We start from the raw sequence: 16,073 nt of genomic DNA on the forward strand, positions 1-16,073 counted from the left end.
CGTGAATGCCGGGCAACGTCCCTGAAAAACGACGATAAAAACAACTAAACTTTATAACAATCGTATGAAAGTAGAACAAAACAAAATGGTCGGCGTAGACTACAAGCTCACCGTCGACGGACAGATCGCGGATCAGTCGCGTCCGGGCCAGCCGCTCGAATTCATCTTCGGAACGGGCATGCTGCTCCCCAAATTCGAGGAGGCGATCCTGGGCAAGGAGATCGGCGAATCGGTTTCGTTCACGCTCGAGGCCAAGGACGGCTACGGCGAAGTGATCGCCGACGCCATCGTCGACCTGCCGAAAGACATATTCATGGTCGACGGCAAGCTCGCCGAGGACATCCTCTTCGAGGGCAGCCAGGTTCCGATGAGCGACGCCCAGGGCAACCGCATGATGGGCATCGTCAAGGAGGTCGGCGAATCGACCGTGAAGATGGACTTCAACCACCCGATGGCGGGCAAGACGCTCAACTTCGACGTGGAGGTGGTTTCGGTGCGCGACGTGACGCCCGAGGACCTGCAGGGCGGATGTTCGTGCGGCGAGTGCGGCGGTGACTGCGGCGAAGGCTGCGGAGACCACGACGGCCATTGCAATTGCCATTAGCAGACGCAGGCGTAAGAGGCCTGTTTTCGGGGCGGCCGCAAGCCGGAACGCTTTCGGAGAGAGGCTGCGCCTTCGGGCGAACAGATACCATCCAACGAAAAAGCCGGGCCTTCGGGTCCGGTTTTTTAGCGAATTTTCGTAACTTGCGCCGTCGTCCGACAAGTCGGACGACGTTAAAAATCCGATTCCCGCCACGTGTTTACCCTCCGTCAATACCTGCTGGCTCTTCTCGACTCCCGCGGCCTGACGCGCACGCTGGGTGAAATCGACGTGTGCCGCGACGAACAGGGCCGCCCCTGCTTCAGCGCCGGCAACTCCGCCGCCGTATTCCGCATCCGCCTCGGCGGACGCATCCGCTCGCTGCGCTGTTACCTGCGCCCGATGCGCCACCTGAAGGAGATCTACGGCCAGCGGCTTCTCGAAAAGGAGCTTTACCTGCACACCTCGCCCGAAACCGGCGTCTGGGTCGATACGGTCCTCGGCGACTGGATCGAAGGCTCCACCCTGCACGAAACCGTGGCGCAGGCCGCCGCCCTCCGGGACCGCGAGAGTCTGCAAATCCTCGTCCGGCTGTTCGACCGGCTGGCCCTCGCGCTGGTCACGGACGACCGCGCCCACGGCGACCTGAAACCCGAGAATATCATCGTCGGCGACGACGGCACGCTCTGCCCGATCGACTTCGACGCCTCGTACCTGCCCGCCTTCGCCGGGGAGATCAGCCCCGAACTGGGCACGGCGGCCTACCAGCACCCGGCCCGCACGGCGGCCGACTTCGACGAACGGATCGACGACTACCCCGCGGCGCTGATCTCGACGGCGCTGCACGCGCTGGCCGAGGACCCTACGCTCTGGGACCGTTACGGAAGCTCCGACGGATTGCTGTACACGCCCCAGCGGATCGCCTCCGACCCGGCCTACCGGGAGACGCTCGCGCTGTTCGAAAAACGCGGCATGGCCGTTCAGTACCGCATCGCGCAACTGCTCACGGCACCCACCCTGCGGCTCTTCGGACTTGCGGAGCTGCTCGCCGAAGCGGTCCGGGAGAAACCCGCCGCCCGGAGCGGGACGGAGGCCGAAACGCCCGAACTCTTCGTCGAAAACGGACGCTGGGGCTACCGCACGGCGGAGCGGGTCGTCGTCGCGCCGCTCTACGACAACGGGTTCGACTTCACCGAGGGGCTGGCCGCCGTTCAGCTCGGCGGCACGTGGCACTACATCGACACGGCGGGCCGCACGCGCCTAAGCTGCCCGGGCTGTGCGGCGGTGAAGCCGTTCCGCGGCGGAAAGGCGCAGGTCGTGCGCAACGGCGAACGGCAGGAGATCGCACATCCGCTGAAAACGCCCCGATACCAGTGAGGCAGGGCAGCGGAAAGAGCGGGATCAAAAATCGCTTTCGGGCAAAATCCGCCCCCGCAGGCACGCCGCTGCGGCCCGCGCAAACCCGCCCCGGAACGGTCCCGGCCGGAAGAAAAGACGAGTTCCCCAAAAGGGTTCATGCAATTTAAATGCAATTTGTTATATTTGCATCTAAATAACTCCACAATCAATGACTCCATTCAGAAAATTAACCTCCGCGGAGACCGCCGCACTCGAAGCACTCGGCAATTCGGCCGAAGATTGGTCGAAGGTGCTGGTCTCGGAGGATTTCAAACCCTTTCAGCTGTTGCAAAGCCACCTGGAAGGAGATGTAGAAATAGCCGCGGAGGCCCGCATCGTCCGCTCGCGCGTGGCAAACTACCGCATCGGAACCGGCTCGCTCGTAGAAGGCGTCACAGCCCTCGAATGCCGCCGCCGCTCGGCCTTCGGCAACGGCGTCGGCGTGGCCACGATGAACGAATGCGGCGGCCGCACGGTGAAGATATTCGACCGTCTGTCGGCACAGGTCGCCTACGTCATGGCCGTTTACCGCCACCGCCCGCAGACCATCGCCGCACTCGAAAAAATGGTCGACGCCTACGCCGAGGAACGCTCGTCGGAGATCGGCGAGGTGGGAAGCGACTGCCGCATCGTCGGGGCGCGCTTCATCCGCGAGGTCCGCATCGGCAACGGAGTCGAAATCGACGGCGCCTCGATCCTCGAAAACGCGACGCTCTGCGACGGCGCGCGCGTCGGCGTGGACGTCAAGGCCTACGACCTGATCGCCGCCGAAGGGTCGGTCATCGACAACGGCTCGATCGTCGAACGCTGCTTCGTCGGCGAAAGCTGCCGGCTGGACAAGGGTTTCACAGCCGCAGAGTCGCTGTTCTTCGCCAACTCGCACTGCGAAAACGGCGAGGCCGCCTCGATCTTCGCAGGTCCCTACACCGTCTCGCACCACAAATCGTCGCTGCTGATCGCCGGCATGTTCTCGTTCTTCAACGCCGGCAGCGGCTCGAACCAGAGCAACCACCTCTTCAAGAGCGGCGCCGTGCACCAGTCGGTGCACCTGCGCGGCTGCAAGTTCGCCAGCAGCGCCTACATCATGTCGCCCGCGCTCGAGGGCGCCTTCACGATGGTCATGGGACACCACTCCTACCACCACGACACCTCGGCCTTCCCCTACTCCTATCTGATCGAGAAGGAAGGGCGCACGCACCTCATGCCGGGCGCCAACCTCACCAGTTTCGGCGCCGTGCGCGACATCGAGAAGTGGCCCGCCCGCGACCGCCGCTCGGTCAAACGCGACGTGATCAGTTTCGACGAATACAATCCCTATATCACGGGCGCCATGCTCCAGGCCGTGGACATCCTCCATTCGCTCCAGGAGCAGGACCCCGACGCCCCGGTGTTCACCCACAACAAGACCCTGATCCGCTCGGCAGCCCTGCAACGGGGGCTCAAGCTCTACAACAAGGCCATCGTGGCGGCGTTGGGCGCAATGCTCTCCAGAGGAGGGTCGGACCCGCGCTACGACGGCGACGGGCAGTGGCTCGACCTGGGCGGGCAGTACATCACGCGCCGCGAGACCGAGGCGATCCTCGCAGCCGTGGACCGCGGCGAACTGACCACGACCGAGGCCGTGGACAACCGCTTCCGGGTCTTCGCCGTCCACTACGACGACTACGCCCACAGCTGGGCCAAACAGGTTTACGCCGCCCTGCTCGGGCACACGCCGACCGTCGACGAGATCGACGAGGCCATCTCCGCGGGGCACAACGCCCACGCCTCGATGCGCCGCACGACCGACGCCGACCGCGACCGCGACTGTTCGCTCGACATGGCCGTCAGCTACGGTCTCGACTGCACGAGCGAGGAGGAGCGCCGCGAAGACTACTACTCGGTCCGCGGCCTGAAATAGAAGAACATACGACGCAACATGTATACACAGAGCATCACACGCACCCATCGCACCGCCATCATCCTCGCGATCGACGGCTCGGGTTCGATGGCCGAAAAAATCCGGTTCCGCAACCGGCAGATGACCAAGGCCGAAGCCGTGGCGACCATCACGAACGGCATGCTGTTCGAACTGATCGAACGCGCCCGCCGCAGCGACGGCGTGAGGGACTACTACGACATCGCCGTGATCGGATACTCGGGCGACGACGAGGTCTACTCCCTGCTGCCGGGCGGCAGGGAGCTGATCTCCGTGGCGGAGCTGGCGGCCGGGGAGCCTCCGATAAAGACCGAAGTCATCGAATACCGGCTGCCCGACGGCAGCATCTCCCTGCGCGAAATTCCCTACCCGGCATGGGTGGAGCCAGAAGCCGCCGGGCAGACCCCGATGTGCGAGGCCCTGCGCCGCGTGCGCGACATCGCCGCGGCATGGTGCGCCGACCCGGCCCATGCCGAAAGTTTCCCGCCGATGGTCTTCAACATCACCGACGGCGAGGCCACCGACTGCGACGACGCCGAACTGCGCGCCGTGGCCGGACAGATCAAATCGCTCCGCACGGCCGACGGCAACGTGCTGCTGGTCAACATCCACATCGCCGCGGGCGACACCCCGCGCACGGTGTTCTTCCCCTCGGCCGAAGAGGCCTCGTACCCCAACCGCTATGCGGAGGTGCTCTACGACTGCTCCAGCCCCATGCCCGAGGTCTTCAACGAGGCGATCCGCGAAGCCAAAGGCCCCGGCGCCCTGCCGCCGTTCCGCGGCATGAGTTTCAACGCCTCGGCCGAAGAGCTGATCACCATGCTCAACATCGGTTCCATCAGCGTAAAAACCGAATAGCCATGACACCGACGCTGCAACTCTTCACCCGGGCGCTGCTGACGCCCGACCTCTCGTTCAAAACGCTCGCCGACGCCCGTGCGGCGCCCGGGGCGGACGGACTGCCGCGGCTGATGCGCACGACGCGCTTCGCCGAGGCCGAGATCACGTGGCGCGGCCGGCAATGGCTGCTCTCGATGCCGCTCTCGCCCGCTGCGCTGGCCTCCGTGGAGCGCACGGCGTCGCAGCTCGGACGCCTCAACACCGACCATCTCGCGGAATACCGCATCCTGCGGGACGAACTGCGGTGGACGGACCCGGCAGGCCGCGAACGCCGTTTCGACCTGGCGCTACAACACCTTCCCGCGGGCAAACCGTTCGCCGAAGCGCTCCACACGGAACCCGCGGAGCGGCTGCTCGCGGCGCTCGACACCCTCGAAACGGCCCTGCGGGAGCTGAACTTCTCGCACAACAACCTCCGGGCCGGAAACCTGCGCTGGTCGGGCGGGCGGTTCGTGCCGCTGCGCTACCACGACGCGCATTTCGGCCCTTCGGGAGACGGCGCGGCCTTCGAAAGCCTGCGCGAACAGGTCCGCCGGACGGCCGACCCGATGTGCGTCGGCGACACGGAGGCCGTCTACACCCCGCACCGCCGCCTGACGGGCCACCGCTGGACGAGCCACGTCTTCGAAGGGCTGGTCTGCGTCGAGGACGACGAGGGATTCGGGTTCGTGGACACGGAGAACAACCCCGTAATCCGGCCGCAGTACACCTGGGCCGGGGATTTCCGCGAAGGACGCGCCGAGGTCGAGACCCCATCGGGGATGGGGCTGATCGACCGCCAGGGACGCTACGTCATCCCGCCCGAATACGAGATCGTCGACTACGCGCCGGCCGAAAGCGTCGTCCGGGTGCGGAAAGACGGCCGCTGGGCGGAATTCGACTACCTGGGACGACGCCTGACGGAATTTGGAACGAATAATGATTGAAACATGCAAACAACAACCGATACCATGGAAGAACAAGTAAGAGTCCTGATCATCGGCAGCGGCCCCGCAGGGTACACCGCCGCCATCTACGCCTCGCGCGCCAACCTCAAGCCGGTGCTTTACGAAGGCATCGAACCGGGCGGACAGCTGACGACGACCACCGACGTCGAGAATTTCCCGGGACATCCCGACAGCGTGAGCGGTCCCGACCTGATGGGGCTGATGCGCAGGCAGGCCGAGCGGTTCGGCGCCGACATCCGCACGGGCAACGTCACGCGCGCCGACCTCTCGTCGCGTCCGTTCCACGTCGTGATCGACGGCGAGAAGGAGATCAAGGCCGAAACGCTGATCATCGCCACGGGAGCCACGGCCAAATACCTCGGTCTCCCGTCCGAGACCAAATTCCGCGGGCAGGGCGTCAGCGCCTGCGCCACGTGCGACGGATTTTTCTACCGCAAAAAGGACGTGGCCGTGGTGGGCGGCGGCGACACGGCCTGCGAGGAGGCCACCTACCTCGCATCGCTCTGCCGCAAGGTCTACCTGATCGTGCGCAAACCCCACCTGCGCGCCTCGAAGGCGATGCAGCAGCGGGTGTTCAACACGCCGAACATCGAAGTGCTGTTCGAGCACAACACCGCCGAGGTGCTGGGCGACGACTCGGGCGTAACGGGCGCGCTGCTGCGCAGGAACGACGGCTCGGAGCGGAAGATCGACATCGCGGGATTCTTCCTGGCGATCGGCCATCACCCCAACACGGAACTTTTCGCCGAACAGCTGGCGCTCGACGCCGAAGGCTACATCAAGGTCGAGCCGGGAACGTCGAAGACCTCGGTCGAAGGCGTCTTCGCCGCCGGCGACGTGAAGGACCCCCACTACCGCCAGGCCATCACGGCGGCTGCGTCGGGATGTGTCGCCGCCCTGGACTGCGAACGGTTTCTGCTGCAATAAGGCAAAAGACGGACCATGAAGAAGCTCCTTTTACTGCTGGCGGCGGCATGCTGCATCGCCTCGTGCGCCGAAATCCGCACCACTTATATCGGCAAAGCCTATCCGACAACCGGAACCGCGCCGGAACTTTATTTCGACTGGAAGGACGTTCCCTCGGACTACGAAACGATGGGCAGCATCAAGGCGACACCCTTCGGCAAGACGCTGGAGGAGGCGCAGGCCCTCATCGAACAGATTGGCCGGGAGAAAGGAGCCGACGCCATCGTCTTCGAAGGCGTCGTGAGCGAAACCTCCGCCCCGACCTACACGACGACCGAAAAGATCGAGAAAAACGACGACGGCAGCAAAACCCGAACCGCCACCACATCCCAGAGCGTTTTCACGACCAACCGGCTTCTGGCGACATTCATAAAGTATAAAACACAGACGAATTGAGTTTCTCGGTCACCATACTGGGCTCGTCCTCCGCGAAGCCGACCGTCGCCCGCCACCCTTCGGCGCAGGCGGTCAACGTCCACGAACAGTATTACCTCGTGGATGCGGGCGAAGGCGTGCAGCAACAGCTGGTCCGCTACGGCGTCAATCCGCTGAAAATCCGGGCCGTATTCATCTCGCACCTCCACGGAGACCATGTTTTCGGGCTGTTCCCGCTCATCTCGACGCTGGCGTTGTACGGACGCAAAACCCCGCTCCGGGTCTTCGCCCCGGCGCCCTTCGGCGAGATCCTGGCCTGCCACCTCCGGTACTTCGACACGGAGCTGCCCTACACCGTCGCGTGGACCGAGGTCGACACGACCAAGCACGCCCTGCTGCTGGAAAACCGTACCCTCGAGGTGTGGAGCGTCCCGCTGCGCCACCGCGTGCCGTGCGCCGGGTTTCTGTTCCGCGAGAAGGAGCCGCCGCTGAACGTCGAGAAATTCAAGATCGCCAAATACGGGCTTTCGATCGCGCAGATCACCGCCGCCAAGCGCGGCGAGGAGATACGGCTGGCCACGGGCGAGGTGATTCCCAATGCCGAGTTGACCTACCGCCCCTATGCGCCGCGCTCGTACGCCTACCTCTCGGACACGAACTACTCGGCCAAGGCCGCGGGACTGTGCCGGGGAGTCGATCTGATGTACCACGAAGCGACCTATGCCGCCGCCGAACAGCGGAGCGCCCGCGACCGCGGGCACTCGACCACGACGGACGCAGCGAAAGCCGCCCTGAAAGCGGGCGCCCGGCGGCTCGTGATCGGCCACTATTCGTCGCGCTACAAGGACGAAACGCCGCTGGTCGAGGAGGCGCGGACGCTCTTTGCCGAGAGTTACCCGGCGACCGAAGGAACCACCTACACCATCGAAAAACAACGATGACAAAAGCCGACATACAACTCGTCCGCGCGCTGGCCGACAAACGCGGCCGCACGGAGCACGGACTTTTCGTCGCCGAGGGGGAGAAACTCATCGGCGAACTGCGCGCATCGCACCTCTCCGTACGCAGGATATTCTCGCTGGAAGGGGTTTTCAACGGGCCCGAGGTCGAGACCGTCGCCCCGCGCGACATGGAGCGGCTCTCGCTGCTCAAAACCCCGAGCAACTCGCTGGCGCTGGTCGAAATCCCCCGCTGCGACCTGAAGCCGGAGCGGCTGCGGGGACGGCTGACGCTGGCGCTCGACGACGTGCAGAACCCCGGAAACCTGGGCACGATCATCCGGCTGGCCGACTGGTTCGGCATCACGGACATCGTCTGCTCCGAAGCCTCGGCCGACTGTTTCAACCCCAAGGTCGTACAAGCCACGATGGGGGCGATCCTCCGCGTAAGGGTCCACTACACCGACCTCGCGGCGCTGCTTTCGAAGGCCGCCGCGCTGGGACTTCCGGTCTGCGGAACCTTTCTGGAAGGAGCGAACATCTACGAAACCGAACTGAAGCCGGCGGGCATCGTCGTGATGGGCAACGAAGGGCGCGGAATCACCGACGCCGTGGCCCGCACCGTCACGCAGAAACTCTTCATCCCGCCCTGGCCGGCCGACCGCCGGGGTTCGGAATCGCTCAACGTCGCCATGGCCACGGGCATCGTCTGTGGTGAATTTCGCCGCCAGGCGAGCGCAAAAGCCGGAAAATAAAGTCCGAAGGACTAAAACGCATCAGGCCCCGCCGGAAATTCATTTCCCAGGCGGGGTCCGTTGCGTTTTAAACCGGCTCCGGTTTTTCCGGCTTTTGCCGAGCCGCCCAAGAAATCACGGAGCGCGGTTATCCCGAGCGAAGGCGAGGGTGCATGACAGAATCCCTGCGACCTGCGGTCGCAGGGGCCGGGCGGAGCCGGCATCCCGCAGCTATTCCGAATCGTGCGAAAGAGCCGCCGCAAGCCCGGCGGCGCAGGCCGCAGGCAGCGCATTCCGGATGCGTCCGACCAGTTCCTGCGCCTCGGCGCACTCCACGGGCGAAAACAGCCGCGCTTCGGCGATCTGCCGAACGGCCCGGTCGAGCGCTGCGACGGTCTTTCCCAATTCGTATATCTGCGCCCCGGAGGCCGAGGCGAAGTCGATTTTACCCAACAGCACCGACGCATGGCGCGCATGACGTTCGAAATTGACCAGCACCGGGAAATCCCGCCGCAGGTCGTAAGGGGCCACCCAGAACGTTTCGAACATCAGACGGAATACGATATCTACAAGTTCAGCATTGCATTTCAACATTTTCCGCTCACATCTTCTCATTTCTCCAAACTTGCTTGGTCCGGAAAAAAAGCGCGGGCAGACTTGCTGCTCCACCGTCGAGGTATTGGACGACCTGTAACGTAGAATGCGGCAAATGCCCACGCTGGAAAACAGCGAGAGCATCAACCCTTATTCCTTACGTTACACAAAAGTGTCCAATTTTCGGCGGTAAGAAAAAAAGCCGATGCGCTTTTTATCCCAAAAATGTCAGCAATCCTCACAGACTGCTGTAACAAAGATAGTGAAAAATTGCACTTCCGGCGCAAAGCGGGGTAAAAATTCATTTTAATCGAATCCGAGGCATTGTGTATTCTGAATATTTTATAACTTTGTAAGTTGAAATAAAATTGATTATGCCGGAAAACAAATTCAAAATAGGCATCACGCAGGGCGACACGAACGGCATCGGCTGGGAAATCATTCTCAAGGCGCTCGCCGACCCGCGGATGACGGAGCTTTTCACACCCGTCGTCTACGGCTCGCCCAAAGCCGCGGCCTATTACCGAAATACCGTCGCGGAGATCGAAGCCTTCTCCTTCAACCCCGTGGCGTCGGCCGCCGAGGCGCGCCGCGGAAAGGCGAACCTCGTGGCATGCGGGGAGACGGCCGACATCGCGCCGGGCAAGCCGACCCCCGAAGCCGGACGCGCGGCCGTAGAGGCGCTGTGCGCGGCCATGCGCGACCTGAAGGCGGGACACCTCGACGCGCTCGTGACCGCACCCTTCGACAAGGAGACCGTGCAGGCGGACGACTTCCGCTACACGGGGCATACCGAATACCTGGCCGCCGAACTCGAAGGCGAAGCCATGATGATCCTGTGCAGCGACGTGCTGCGCGTGGGGCTGGTCACCAAGCACATCCCCGTCTCGGAGATCGCCCGCAACATCACCAAAGAGCGGATCGTGCGCGACCTCGGCACGCTGCGCCGTGCGCTCATCGAGGACTTCGGCATCGTCGAGCCGCGCATCGCCGTCATGGCGCTCAACCCCCACGCCGGCGACGGCGGACTGCTGGGACGCGAGGAGCAGGAGATCATCCGCCCGGCCATTGTCGAGGCGTTTTCGAAAGGCGTGCTGGCCTTCGGGCCTTTTGCCGCCGACGGGCTTTTCGCCGGGGGCGGATACGCCAAGTACGACGGCATCCTGGCCATGTACCACGACCAGGGGCTGGCGCCCTTCAAGAGCCTGTCGCCCGACGGGGTGAACTTCACGGCGGGGCTTTCGGCCGTGCGCACCTCGCCCGACCACGGCACGGCCTTCGACATCGCCGGGAAGGACAAGGCCGACCCGCAGTCGATGCGCAATGCGATCTATGCGGCCATCGACATCGCGGAGCACCGCCGCGCATGGGCCGAATGGACGCGCAATCCGCTGCAACGCGCCGAACGCGACCGCGGCGGCCGCGACGTCTCGGTCAAGGACCTGCCGCAGACCGAAAAGGAGGTTTGACAAAGACCCGAACAAAAACACCGGGCAACCCGGAGGCGTATTCCGTCTCGTAATTGTGGAAGCGCCGAAGGCCCCGAAAACTTAATTTATACAACAAAATGATCAAAATCACTTTTCCCGACGGCTCCGTACGTGAATATGCCAAAGGGACTACTGCGTATCAGATCGCAGAGAGCATCAGCCCTCGTTTAGCTGCTGACTCGCTCGCGGCCGCGGTAAACGGCGCGACGGTGGACATGACGCGCCCGATCGAAGAGGACGCTTCGGTCAAATTCTACAAATGGGACGACGAAGAGGGCAAGCACGCCTTCTGGCACACCTCGTCGCACCTGCTGGCCGAGGCTCTCGAAGCGCTCTACCCGGGCATCAAGTTCGGCATCGGCCCGGCCATCGAAAACGGCTTCTACTACGACGTCGATTCCCCGACGCCCATCACCGAGGCCGACCTGCCGACGATCGAAAACAAGATGGTGGAGCTGTCCCGCAACAAGGAAGCGCTCCTCCGCCGCGAAGTCCCCAAGGCCGAAGCGCTGAAGACCTTCACCGAGAAGGGCGACCAGTACAAGGTCGAACTGATCACGGACCTCGAAGACGGCACCATCTCCTTCTATACCAACGGTGCGTTCACGGACCTCTGCCGCGGCCCGCACATTCCCAACACGGGATATATCAAGGCCCTGAAACTTACGTCCGTGGCCGGAGCCTACTGGCGCGGCAACGAGAAGAACAAGATGCTGACGCGTATCTACGGCATCTCGTTCCCCAAGAAATCAATGCTCGACGAGTACCTCGCGATGATGGAGGAGGCCAAGAAACGCGACCACCGCAAGTTGGGCAAGGACCTCGAACTGTTCACTTTTTCGCAGCGCGTGGGCCAGGGCCTGCCGCTGTGGCTGCCCAAGGGAGCTGCGCTGCGCGACCGGCTGGAGCAGTTCCTGCGGGGCGTGCAGAAGGAGTACGGCTACCAGCAGGTGATCACGCCGCACATCGGCAACAAGGAGCTTTATGTCACCTCGGGCCACTACGCCAAATACGGCAAGGACTCGTTCCAGCCGATCCACACCCCGATCGAGGGCGAGGAGTACCTGCTCAAACCGATGAACTGCCCGCACCACTGCGAGATCTACCGCTCGAAACCCCGTTCGTACAAGGAGCTGCCCGTGCGTCTGGCGGAGTTCGGAACGGTCTACCGCTACGAACAGTCGGGCGAGCTGCACGGACTGACGCGCGTGCGCGGATTCACGCAGGACGACGCCCACCTGTTCGTTCGTCCGGATCAGCTTCTGGAAGAGTTCGAACGCGTGATCGACATCGTGCTCTATATCTTCAAGACGCTGAAGTTCGACAACTACACCGCCCAGATTTCGCTGCGCGACCCGAACAACAAGGAGAAATACATCGGTTCGGACGAGAACTGGGAGAAGGCCGAGTCGGCCATCATGCAGGCCGCCAAGGAGAAAGGCCTCACAACGGTCGTGGAGCTGGGCGAAGCGGCCTTCTACGGCCCGAAGCTCGACTTCATGGTCAAGGACGCCATCGGCCGCAAGTGGCAGCTGGGAACGATCCAGGTGGACTACAACCTCCCGGAGCGTTTCGACCTCACGTACAAGGGCGCTGACGACCGTCTCCACCGCCCGATTATGATTCACCGCGCGCCGTTCGGCTCGATGGAGCGTTTCGTGGCAGTATTGTTGGAGCATACGGGCGGCAAGTTCCCGCTGTGGCTCTCGCCCCAGCAGGTCGTGGTGCTCCCCATTTCGGAGAAGTTCAACGACTATGCCCAGAAAGTGTCGGAGTTCCTCAACCGCAGCGACGTGCGCACCGAGGTCGACGACCGCAACGAGAAAATCGGCCGCAAGATCCGCGACAACGAACTTAAACGCATCCCTTATCTGCTGATCGTCGGCGAGAAGGAAGAGGCCGAAGGGCTGGTTTCCGTCCGTGCGCAGGGCGAAGGCGACAAGGGCCAGATGTCCCTGGAGGCGTTCCGCGACTTCATCGCCGGACTGGTCAAAGAGGAGATCGAGGCCAACAAGCTCGAAAAGAAATAAGCATGGAATAACCGGGGCTTTCCGACAAAGTCCCCTCCGAGGAGGGGATTCAGGAGAGGGTAAAATTTACAAACGCGGCGCAGCCGCGAGGATTACCACTCTCGGAAGCCCGAAAGCAAAGAACAAAATTTAATTAACCATTTTAATACTTAACGATTATCGCAGCACCGAAACCATTCCCGCCGAGGCCGTTTACCCCCGGGAATAACAGACCAAGACCGGCAACAGGCAACAATCCCCGCTTCGGACGCAGGCCGCCCGAAAAGGAGAATCCCCACCGCATCAACGAACAGATCACGGTTCCCGAGGTGCGTCTGGTGGGGGACAACATTCCCCAGCCGCAGGTGATGTCGATCCGCGACGCACTGCGTCTGGCGGACGAGATGGAACTCGACCTGATCGAGATCTCGCCCAAGGCCGAGCCGCCCGTATGCCGCATCGCCGATTATCAGAAGTTCCTCTACCAGCAGAAAAAGAAGGCCAAGGAACTGAAGGCGAACCAGACGAAAGTCGTCGTGAAGGAGATCCGCTTCGGCCCGCAGACCGACGACCACGACTACAACTTCAAGCTCAAGCACGCGCAGAACTTCCTCAAGGAGGGGGCCAAGGTCAAGGCCTACGTCTTCTTCCGCGGACGTTCGATCGTCTTCAAGGAGCAGGGCGAAATCCTGCTGCTGCGCTTTGCCACGGACCTCGAAGAGTTCGCCAAGGTGGAGATGATGCCGAAGCTCGACGGCAAGAAGATGAACATGATGCTCGCGCCCAAAGTCAAGAAATAGCGACAAGGCGAGGGCAAAGCGAATGCCGAAGGCATAAATGCGAAAACAACGACTGCGGGGCGGATGTATCCGGACCGCGGGTTGTTGTTTTTGCGTTTACAGCGAAGCGGTGCTTTGCCGAGCCGCGAAAGCTGTTCACGGAGCGCGTCTTGTCTCGCCAAAGCGAGACATGCGACGTAAATAACGCCCCGAAACATTGCGAGCCAAAAGTACAAATGCGAAAACAACGACTGCGGGGCGGATGTATCCGGACCGCGGGTTGTTGTTTTTGCGTTTACAGGCGACGGAACCGACGCTTCGGGAAGAGTCTCGTTTCAATTTTTTCATTACCTTTGGGGGCGTTACGCCCCTTTCAGAAGTCGAAACCTTTTGCCGAACCGGACACGATTCGGTTTTGGAATCGTCCGTTTTTTTGGTAACTTTGCATGTAATGATCACCCCCGACGACATATTCCGCATTGCGGACGGAGCGGCCTTCGACGCCGCGGCGCTGGAAATATTCCGCCGCCAGGCCCGCGAATGCGCCCCCTACCGCGAATACCTCGCCCGGATCGGCGTCCGGACGGAGCATGTCGACACGCCTGAAAAGATTCCGTACCTGCCCATCGAACTGTTCAAGACGCATACGGTCTATTGCGGGGAGACTCCGCCCGAGGCGGTCTTCACTTCGTCGGCCACGACCGGAATGACGCCCTCGCGCCACCCGATGCGCTCGCTGGCGCTCTACGAGCAGGCATTCCGCACGGCATTCCGCAACTTCTACGGCGACCCCGCCGGATTGAGCCTCTACGCCCTGCTGCCCAATTACCTGCGGCGCAAAGGTTCGTCGCTGGTCTACATGGCCGACCGGCTGATCGCCGACTGCGGATCGGGCGGATTCTATCTGGATGACTGCGAAGGACTGCTGGCGGCGATGGAGCGCGACCCGAAGCCGAAAATCCTGCTGGGCGTAAGCTATGCGCTGTGGGACCTCGCGGAGCGGTACGCTCCGAAGCTCCGCGATACGGTGGTGATGGAGACGGGCGGCATGAAGGGTTACCGCGAGGAGATTCCCAAAGAGGAGTTCCACCGAATCCTCTGCGACGCCTTCGGGGTCGGGGAGATTCATTCGGAATACGGCATGGCCGAACTCACCTCGCAGGCCTATTCGCAGGGAGGCAACGTGTTCCGCTGCCCGGGCTGGATGCGCGTCACGGCACGCGACGTCAACGACCCGTTCGACCCGCTCCCGGCAGGCGCACGCGGCGGGCTGAACATCGCGGACCTGGCTTCCTGGTGGTCGTGCGCCTTTATCCAGACACAGGACGTGGGGCGCGTCGGCGCGGACGGCGCGTTCGTCATCGAAGGCCGTATCGACCATTCGGACATCCGGGGCTGCAATCTTCTGGTACAATGAAATGCCGGTTGAAATATCGGCAATGCATCGCAGCGCAGAATGCCGTTTCCACGGCGTTCCGCCGTGTTTGCAAATCCGCCCCACCCCTGACTACCCGCCCGGGGCGGGAAGTTGAACGCCGCAAGCGGCAGCGTGTCGCGACGAACCCCTTTACAAATTATCAGACTCCATGAAAACCGTAGCATTCGTTCCCATCCGGCTCAACAGCCAGCGCGTCGCAGGCAAGAACCTCCGCCCGCTGGACGGATCGCCGCTGATGTGTCATATCCTGAAAACCCTGACTGAAGTGGAGGGCATCGACGAGGTCTACGTCTTTTGCAGCGACGAAGGCATCCGCGCGCTGCTGCCCGAGGGGGTCCGGCTGCTGCTCCGCGACCCGTCGCTCGACAGCGACACGACGCTCGGACGGGAGATTTACGACAGCTTCACCGCCCGGGTCGGGGCCGACCTCTACATCCTCGCCCACGCCACCTCGCCGTTCATCCGCGCCGCGACCCTTGCCGATGCGCTCGGCAAAGTGCGTTCGGGCGAATACGACTCGGCGTTCAGCGCCGAAAAAGTCCAGACTTTCGCCTGGTTCGAAGGCCGTCCGCTCAACTACGCTCTCGACAACATCCCCCGCACGCAGACCATCGAGCCGGTTTACATCGAGACCAGCGCCTTCTTCATCTTTTCGCGGGAGTTGTGGTGCGGCCGCGGCCGCCGCATCGGCGATCGTCCCTACATGGCCGTCGTGGACCGCATCGAGGGTTTGGACATCGACTACCCCGAGGACTTCGCCATGGCCGAAATCATCGCGGCGAGCCGGAACCTGCCGGGATAAATAAAAGCCGATCCTGCGAACTCGCAGGCTCGGAAGATTTTCGATTTGCCGGAGGCGAATCGGCAGGCCGCAGCTCCGCCTTGCGGAAGCCTGCTATTCCGCACGCTCCATAGCAGGCCACCGCGAGCAGCTGCCTGAAAACAGAGCCGAATTGCTGAAAAATGAGTCTTCCGACCCTGCGAATTTTCAAAACCGCCCTTTT

General features: G+C 62.6%; 15 protein-coding genes. 14 read left to right on the plus strand and 1 reads right to left on the minus strand.

Annotated elements, in window-relative coordinates; genetic code table 11:
* Positions 1-64 precede the first annotated feature (64 nt).
* From DWW03_RS12595 to DWW03_RS12635, 9 genes are all read left to right on the plus strand, one after another.
* Complete coding sequence (locus DWW03_RS12595; protein ID WP_022061644.1) at positions 65-604, plus strand: peptidylprolyl isomerase; 540 nt, start codon at positions 65-67, stop codon at positions 602-604.
* A gap of 195 nt (positions 605-799) precedes the next feature.
* Entirely contained in the window at positions 800-1,960 is a 1,161-nt protein-coding gene (locus DWW03_RS12600; protein WP_022061643.1) for a WG repeat-containing protein, read from the plus strand.
* 190 nt (positions 1,961-2,150) lie between these two features.
* The gene (locus DWW03_RS12605) at positions 2,151-3,881 is read left to right on the plus strand and encodes a DUF4954 family protein (RefSeq protein WP_015547332.1); all 1,731 of its coding nucleotides are present in this window, start codon (positions 2,151-2,153) and stop codon (positions 3,879-3,881) included.
* A gap of 18 nt (positions 3,882-3,899) precedes the next feature.
* Positions 3,900-4,757 (plus strand): vWA domain-containing protein, encoded by an 858-nt coding sequence (locus DWW03_RS12610; protein ID WP_022061642.1) that lies wholly within the window; start codon positions 3,900-3,902, stop codon positions 4,755-4,757.
* Positions 4,758-4,759: 2 nt separating this feature from the next.
* Complete coding sequence (locus tag DWW03_RS12615) at positions 4,760-5,725, plus strand: WG repeat-containing protein (RefSeq protein ID WP_022061641.1); 966 nt, start codon at positions 4,760-4,762, stop codon at positions 5,723-5,725.
* Positions 5,726-5,749: 24 nt separating this feature from the next.
* Positions 5,750-6,673 carry a thioredoxin-disulfide reductase gene (gene trxB, locus DWW03_RS12620; RefSeq protein WP_015547329.1) on the plus strand — a complete coding sequence of 308 codons (924 nt, stop codon included), beginning with the start codon at positions 5,750-5,752 and terminating at the stop codon, positions 6,671-6,673.
* A 15-nt stretch (positions 6,674-6,688) separates the two neighbouring features.
* A complete protein-coding gene (locus tag DWW03_RS12625; protein WP_015547328.1) occupies positions 6,689-7,108 on the plus strand; it encodes a hypothetical protein in 420 nt (139 codons plus the stop codon).
* Positions 7,105-8,028, plus strand: a complete 924-nt coding sequence (locus DWW03_RS12630; protein ID WP_022061640.1) for a ribonuclease Z — start codon at positions 7,105-7,107, stop codon at positions 8,026-8,028. The genes DWW03_RS12625 and DWW03_RS12630 overlap by 4 nt, the downstream gene beginning before the upstream one ends.
* Positions 8,025-8,780 carry an RNA methyltransferase gene (locus tag DWW03_RS12635; protein WP_022061639.1) on the plus strand — a complete coding sequence of 252 codons (756 nt, stop codon included), beginning with the start codon at positions 8,025-8,027 and terminating at the stop codon, positions 8,778-8,780. Before DWW03_RS12630 ends, DWW03_RS12635 begins: the two co-directional genes overlap by 4 nt.
* 210 nt (positions 8,781-8,990) lie before the next feature.
* On the opposite strand, the gene DWW03_RS12640 is transcribed toward DWW03_RS12635, so the two are convergent.
* Positions 8,991-9,308 carry a hypothetical protein gene (locus tag DWW03_RS12640; RefSeq protein WP_015547326.1) on the minus strand — a complete coding sequence of 106 codons (318 nt, stop codon included), beginning with the start codon at positions 9,306-9,308 and terminating at the stop codon, positions 8,991-8,993.
* Positions 9,309-9,727: 419 nt separating this feature from the next.
* Between DWW03_RS12640 and pdxA the strand changes: the two genes are divergently transcribed.
* The 5 genes from pdxA (at position 9,728) to DWW03_RS12665 (ending at position 15,871) form a co-directional block, all read left to right on the plus strand.
* On the plus strand, positions 9,728-10,822 hold the full coding sequence (pdxA, locus tag DWW03_RS12645; RefSeq protein ID WP_022061637.1) for a 4-hydroxythreonine-4-phosphate dehydrogenase PdxA: 1,095 nt from the start codon (positions 9,728-9,730) through the stop codon (positions 10,820-10,822).
* 98 nt (positions 10,823-10,920) lie between these two features.
* Positions 10,921-12,873 carry a threonine--tRNA ligase gene (gene thrS / locus DWW03_RS12650; protein ID WP_022061636.1) on the plus strand — a complete coding sequence of 651 codons (1,953 nt, stop codon included), beginning with the start codon at positions 10,921-10,923 and terminating at the stop codon, positions 12,871-12,873.
* Between the two features lie 158 nt (positions 12,874-13,031).
* On the plus strand, positions 13,032-13,652 hold the full coding sequence (gene infC, locus DWW03_RS12655; protein WP_118406821.1) for a translation initiation factor IF-3: 621 nt from the start codon (positions 13,032-13,034) through the stop codon (positions 13,650-13,652).
* A gap of 430 nt (positions 13,653-14,082) precedes the next feature.
* Positions 14,083-15,048 carry an acyl-protein synthetase LuxE gene (locus tag DWW03_RS12660; RefSeq protein WP_022061634.1) on the plus strand — a complete coding sequence of 322 codons (966 nt, stop codon included), beginning with the start codon at positions 14,083-14,085 and terminating at the stop codon, positions 15,046-15,048.
* A 169-nt stretch (positions 15,049-15,217) separates the two neighbouring features.
* Positions 15,218-15,871 (plus strand): cytidylyltransferase domain-containing protein, encoded by a 654-nt coding sequence (locus tag DWW03_RS12665; RefSeq protein ID WP_118406822.1) that lies wholly within the window; start codon positions 15,218-15,220, stop codon positions 15,869-15,871.
* Positions 15,872-16,073: the final 202 nt, after the last annotated feature.

Origin of the sequence: Alistipes sp. AF14-19 (assembly GCF_003461645.1) — a bacterium.
Classification (GTDB): Bacteria; Bacteroidota; Bacteroidia; order Bacteroidales; family Rikenellaceae; genus Alistipes; species Alistipes shahii.

Coding starts and splice junctions, on each gene's coding strand:
- DWW03_RS12615 (WP_022061641.1), top strand. CDS start 4,760: ATGACACCGACGCTGCAACTCTTCACCCGGGCGCTGCTGACGCCCGAC.
- DWW03_RS12665 (WP_118406822.1), top strand. CDS start 15,218: ATGAAAACCGTAGCATTCGTTCCCATCCGGCTCAACAGCCAGCGCGTC.
- DWW03_RS12660 (WP_022061634.1), top strand. CDS start 14,083: ATGATCACCCCCGACGACATATTCCGCATTGCGGACGGAGCGGCCTTC.
- DWW03_RS12605 (WP_015547332.1), top strand. CDS start 2,151: ATGACTCCATTCAGAAAATTAACCTCCGCGGAGACCGCCGCACTCGAA.
- DWW03_RS12610 (WP_022061642.1), top strand. CDS start 3,900: ATGTATACACAGAGCATCACACGCACCCATCGCACCGCCATCATCCTC.
- thrS (WP_022061636.1), top strand. CDS start 10,921: ATGATCAAAATCACTTTTCCCGACGGCTCCGTACGTGAATATGCCAAA.
- trxB (WP_015547329.1), top strand. CDS start 5,750: ATGGAAGAACAAGTAAGAGTCCTGATCATCGGCAGCGGCCCCGCAGGG.
- DWW03_RS12635 (WP_022061639.1), top strand. CDS start 8,025: ATGACAAAAGCCGACATACAACTCGTCCGCGCGCTGGCCGACAAACGC.
- pdxA (WP_022061637.1), top strand. CDS start 9,728: ATGCCGGAAAACAAATTCAAAATAGGCATCACGCAGGGCGACACGAAC.
- DWW03_RS12595 (WP_022061644.1), top strand. CDS start 65: ATGAAAGTAGAACAAAACAAAATGGTCGGCGTAGACTACAAGCTCACC.
- DWW03_RS12625 (WP_015547328.1), top strand. CDS start 6,689: ATGAAGAAGCTCCTTTTACTGCTGGCGGCGGCATGCTGCATCGCCTCG.
- DWW03_RS12640 (WP_015547326.1), bottom strand. CDS start 9,308: ATGTTCGAAACGTTCTGGGTGGCCCCTTACGACCTGCGGCGGGATTTC.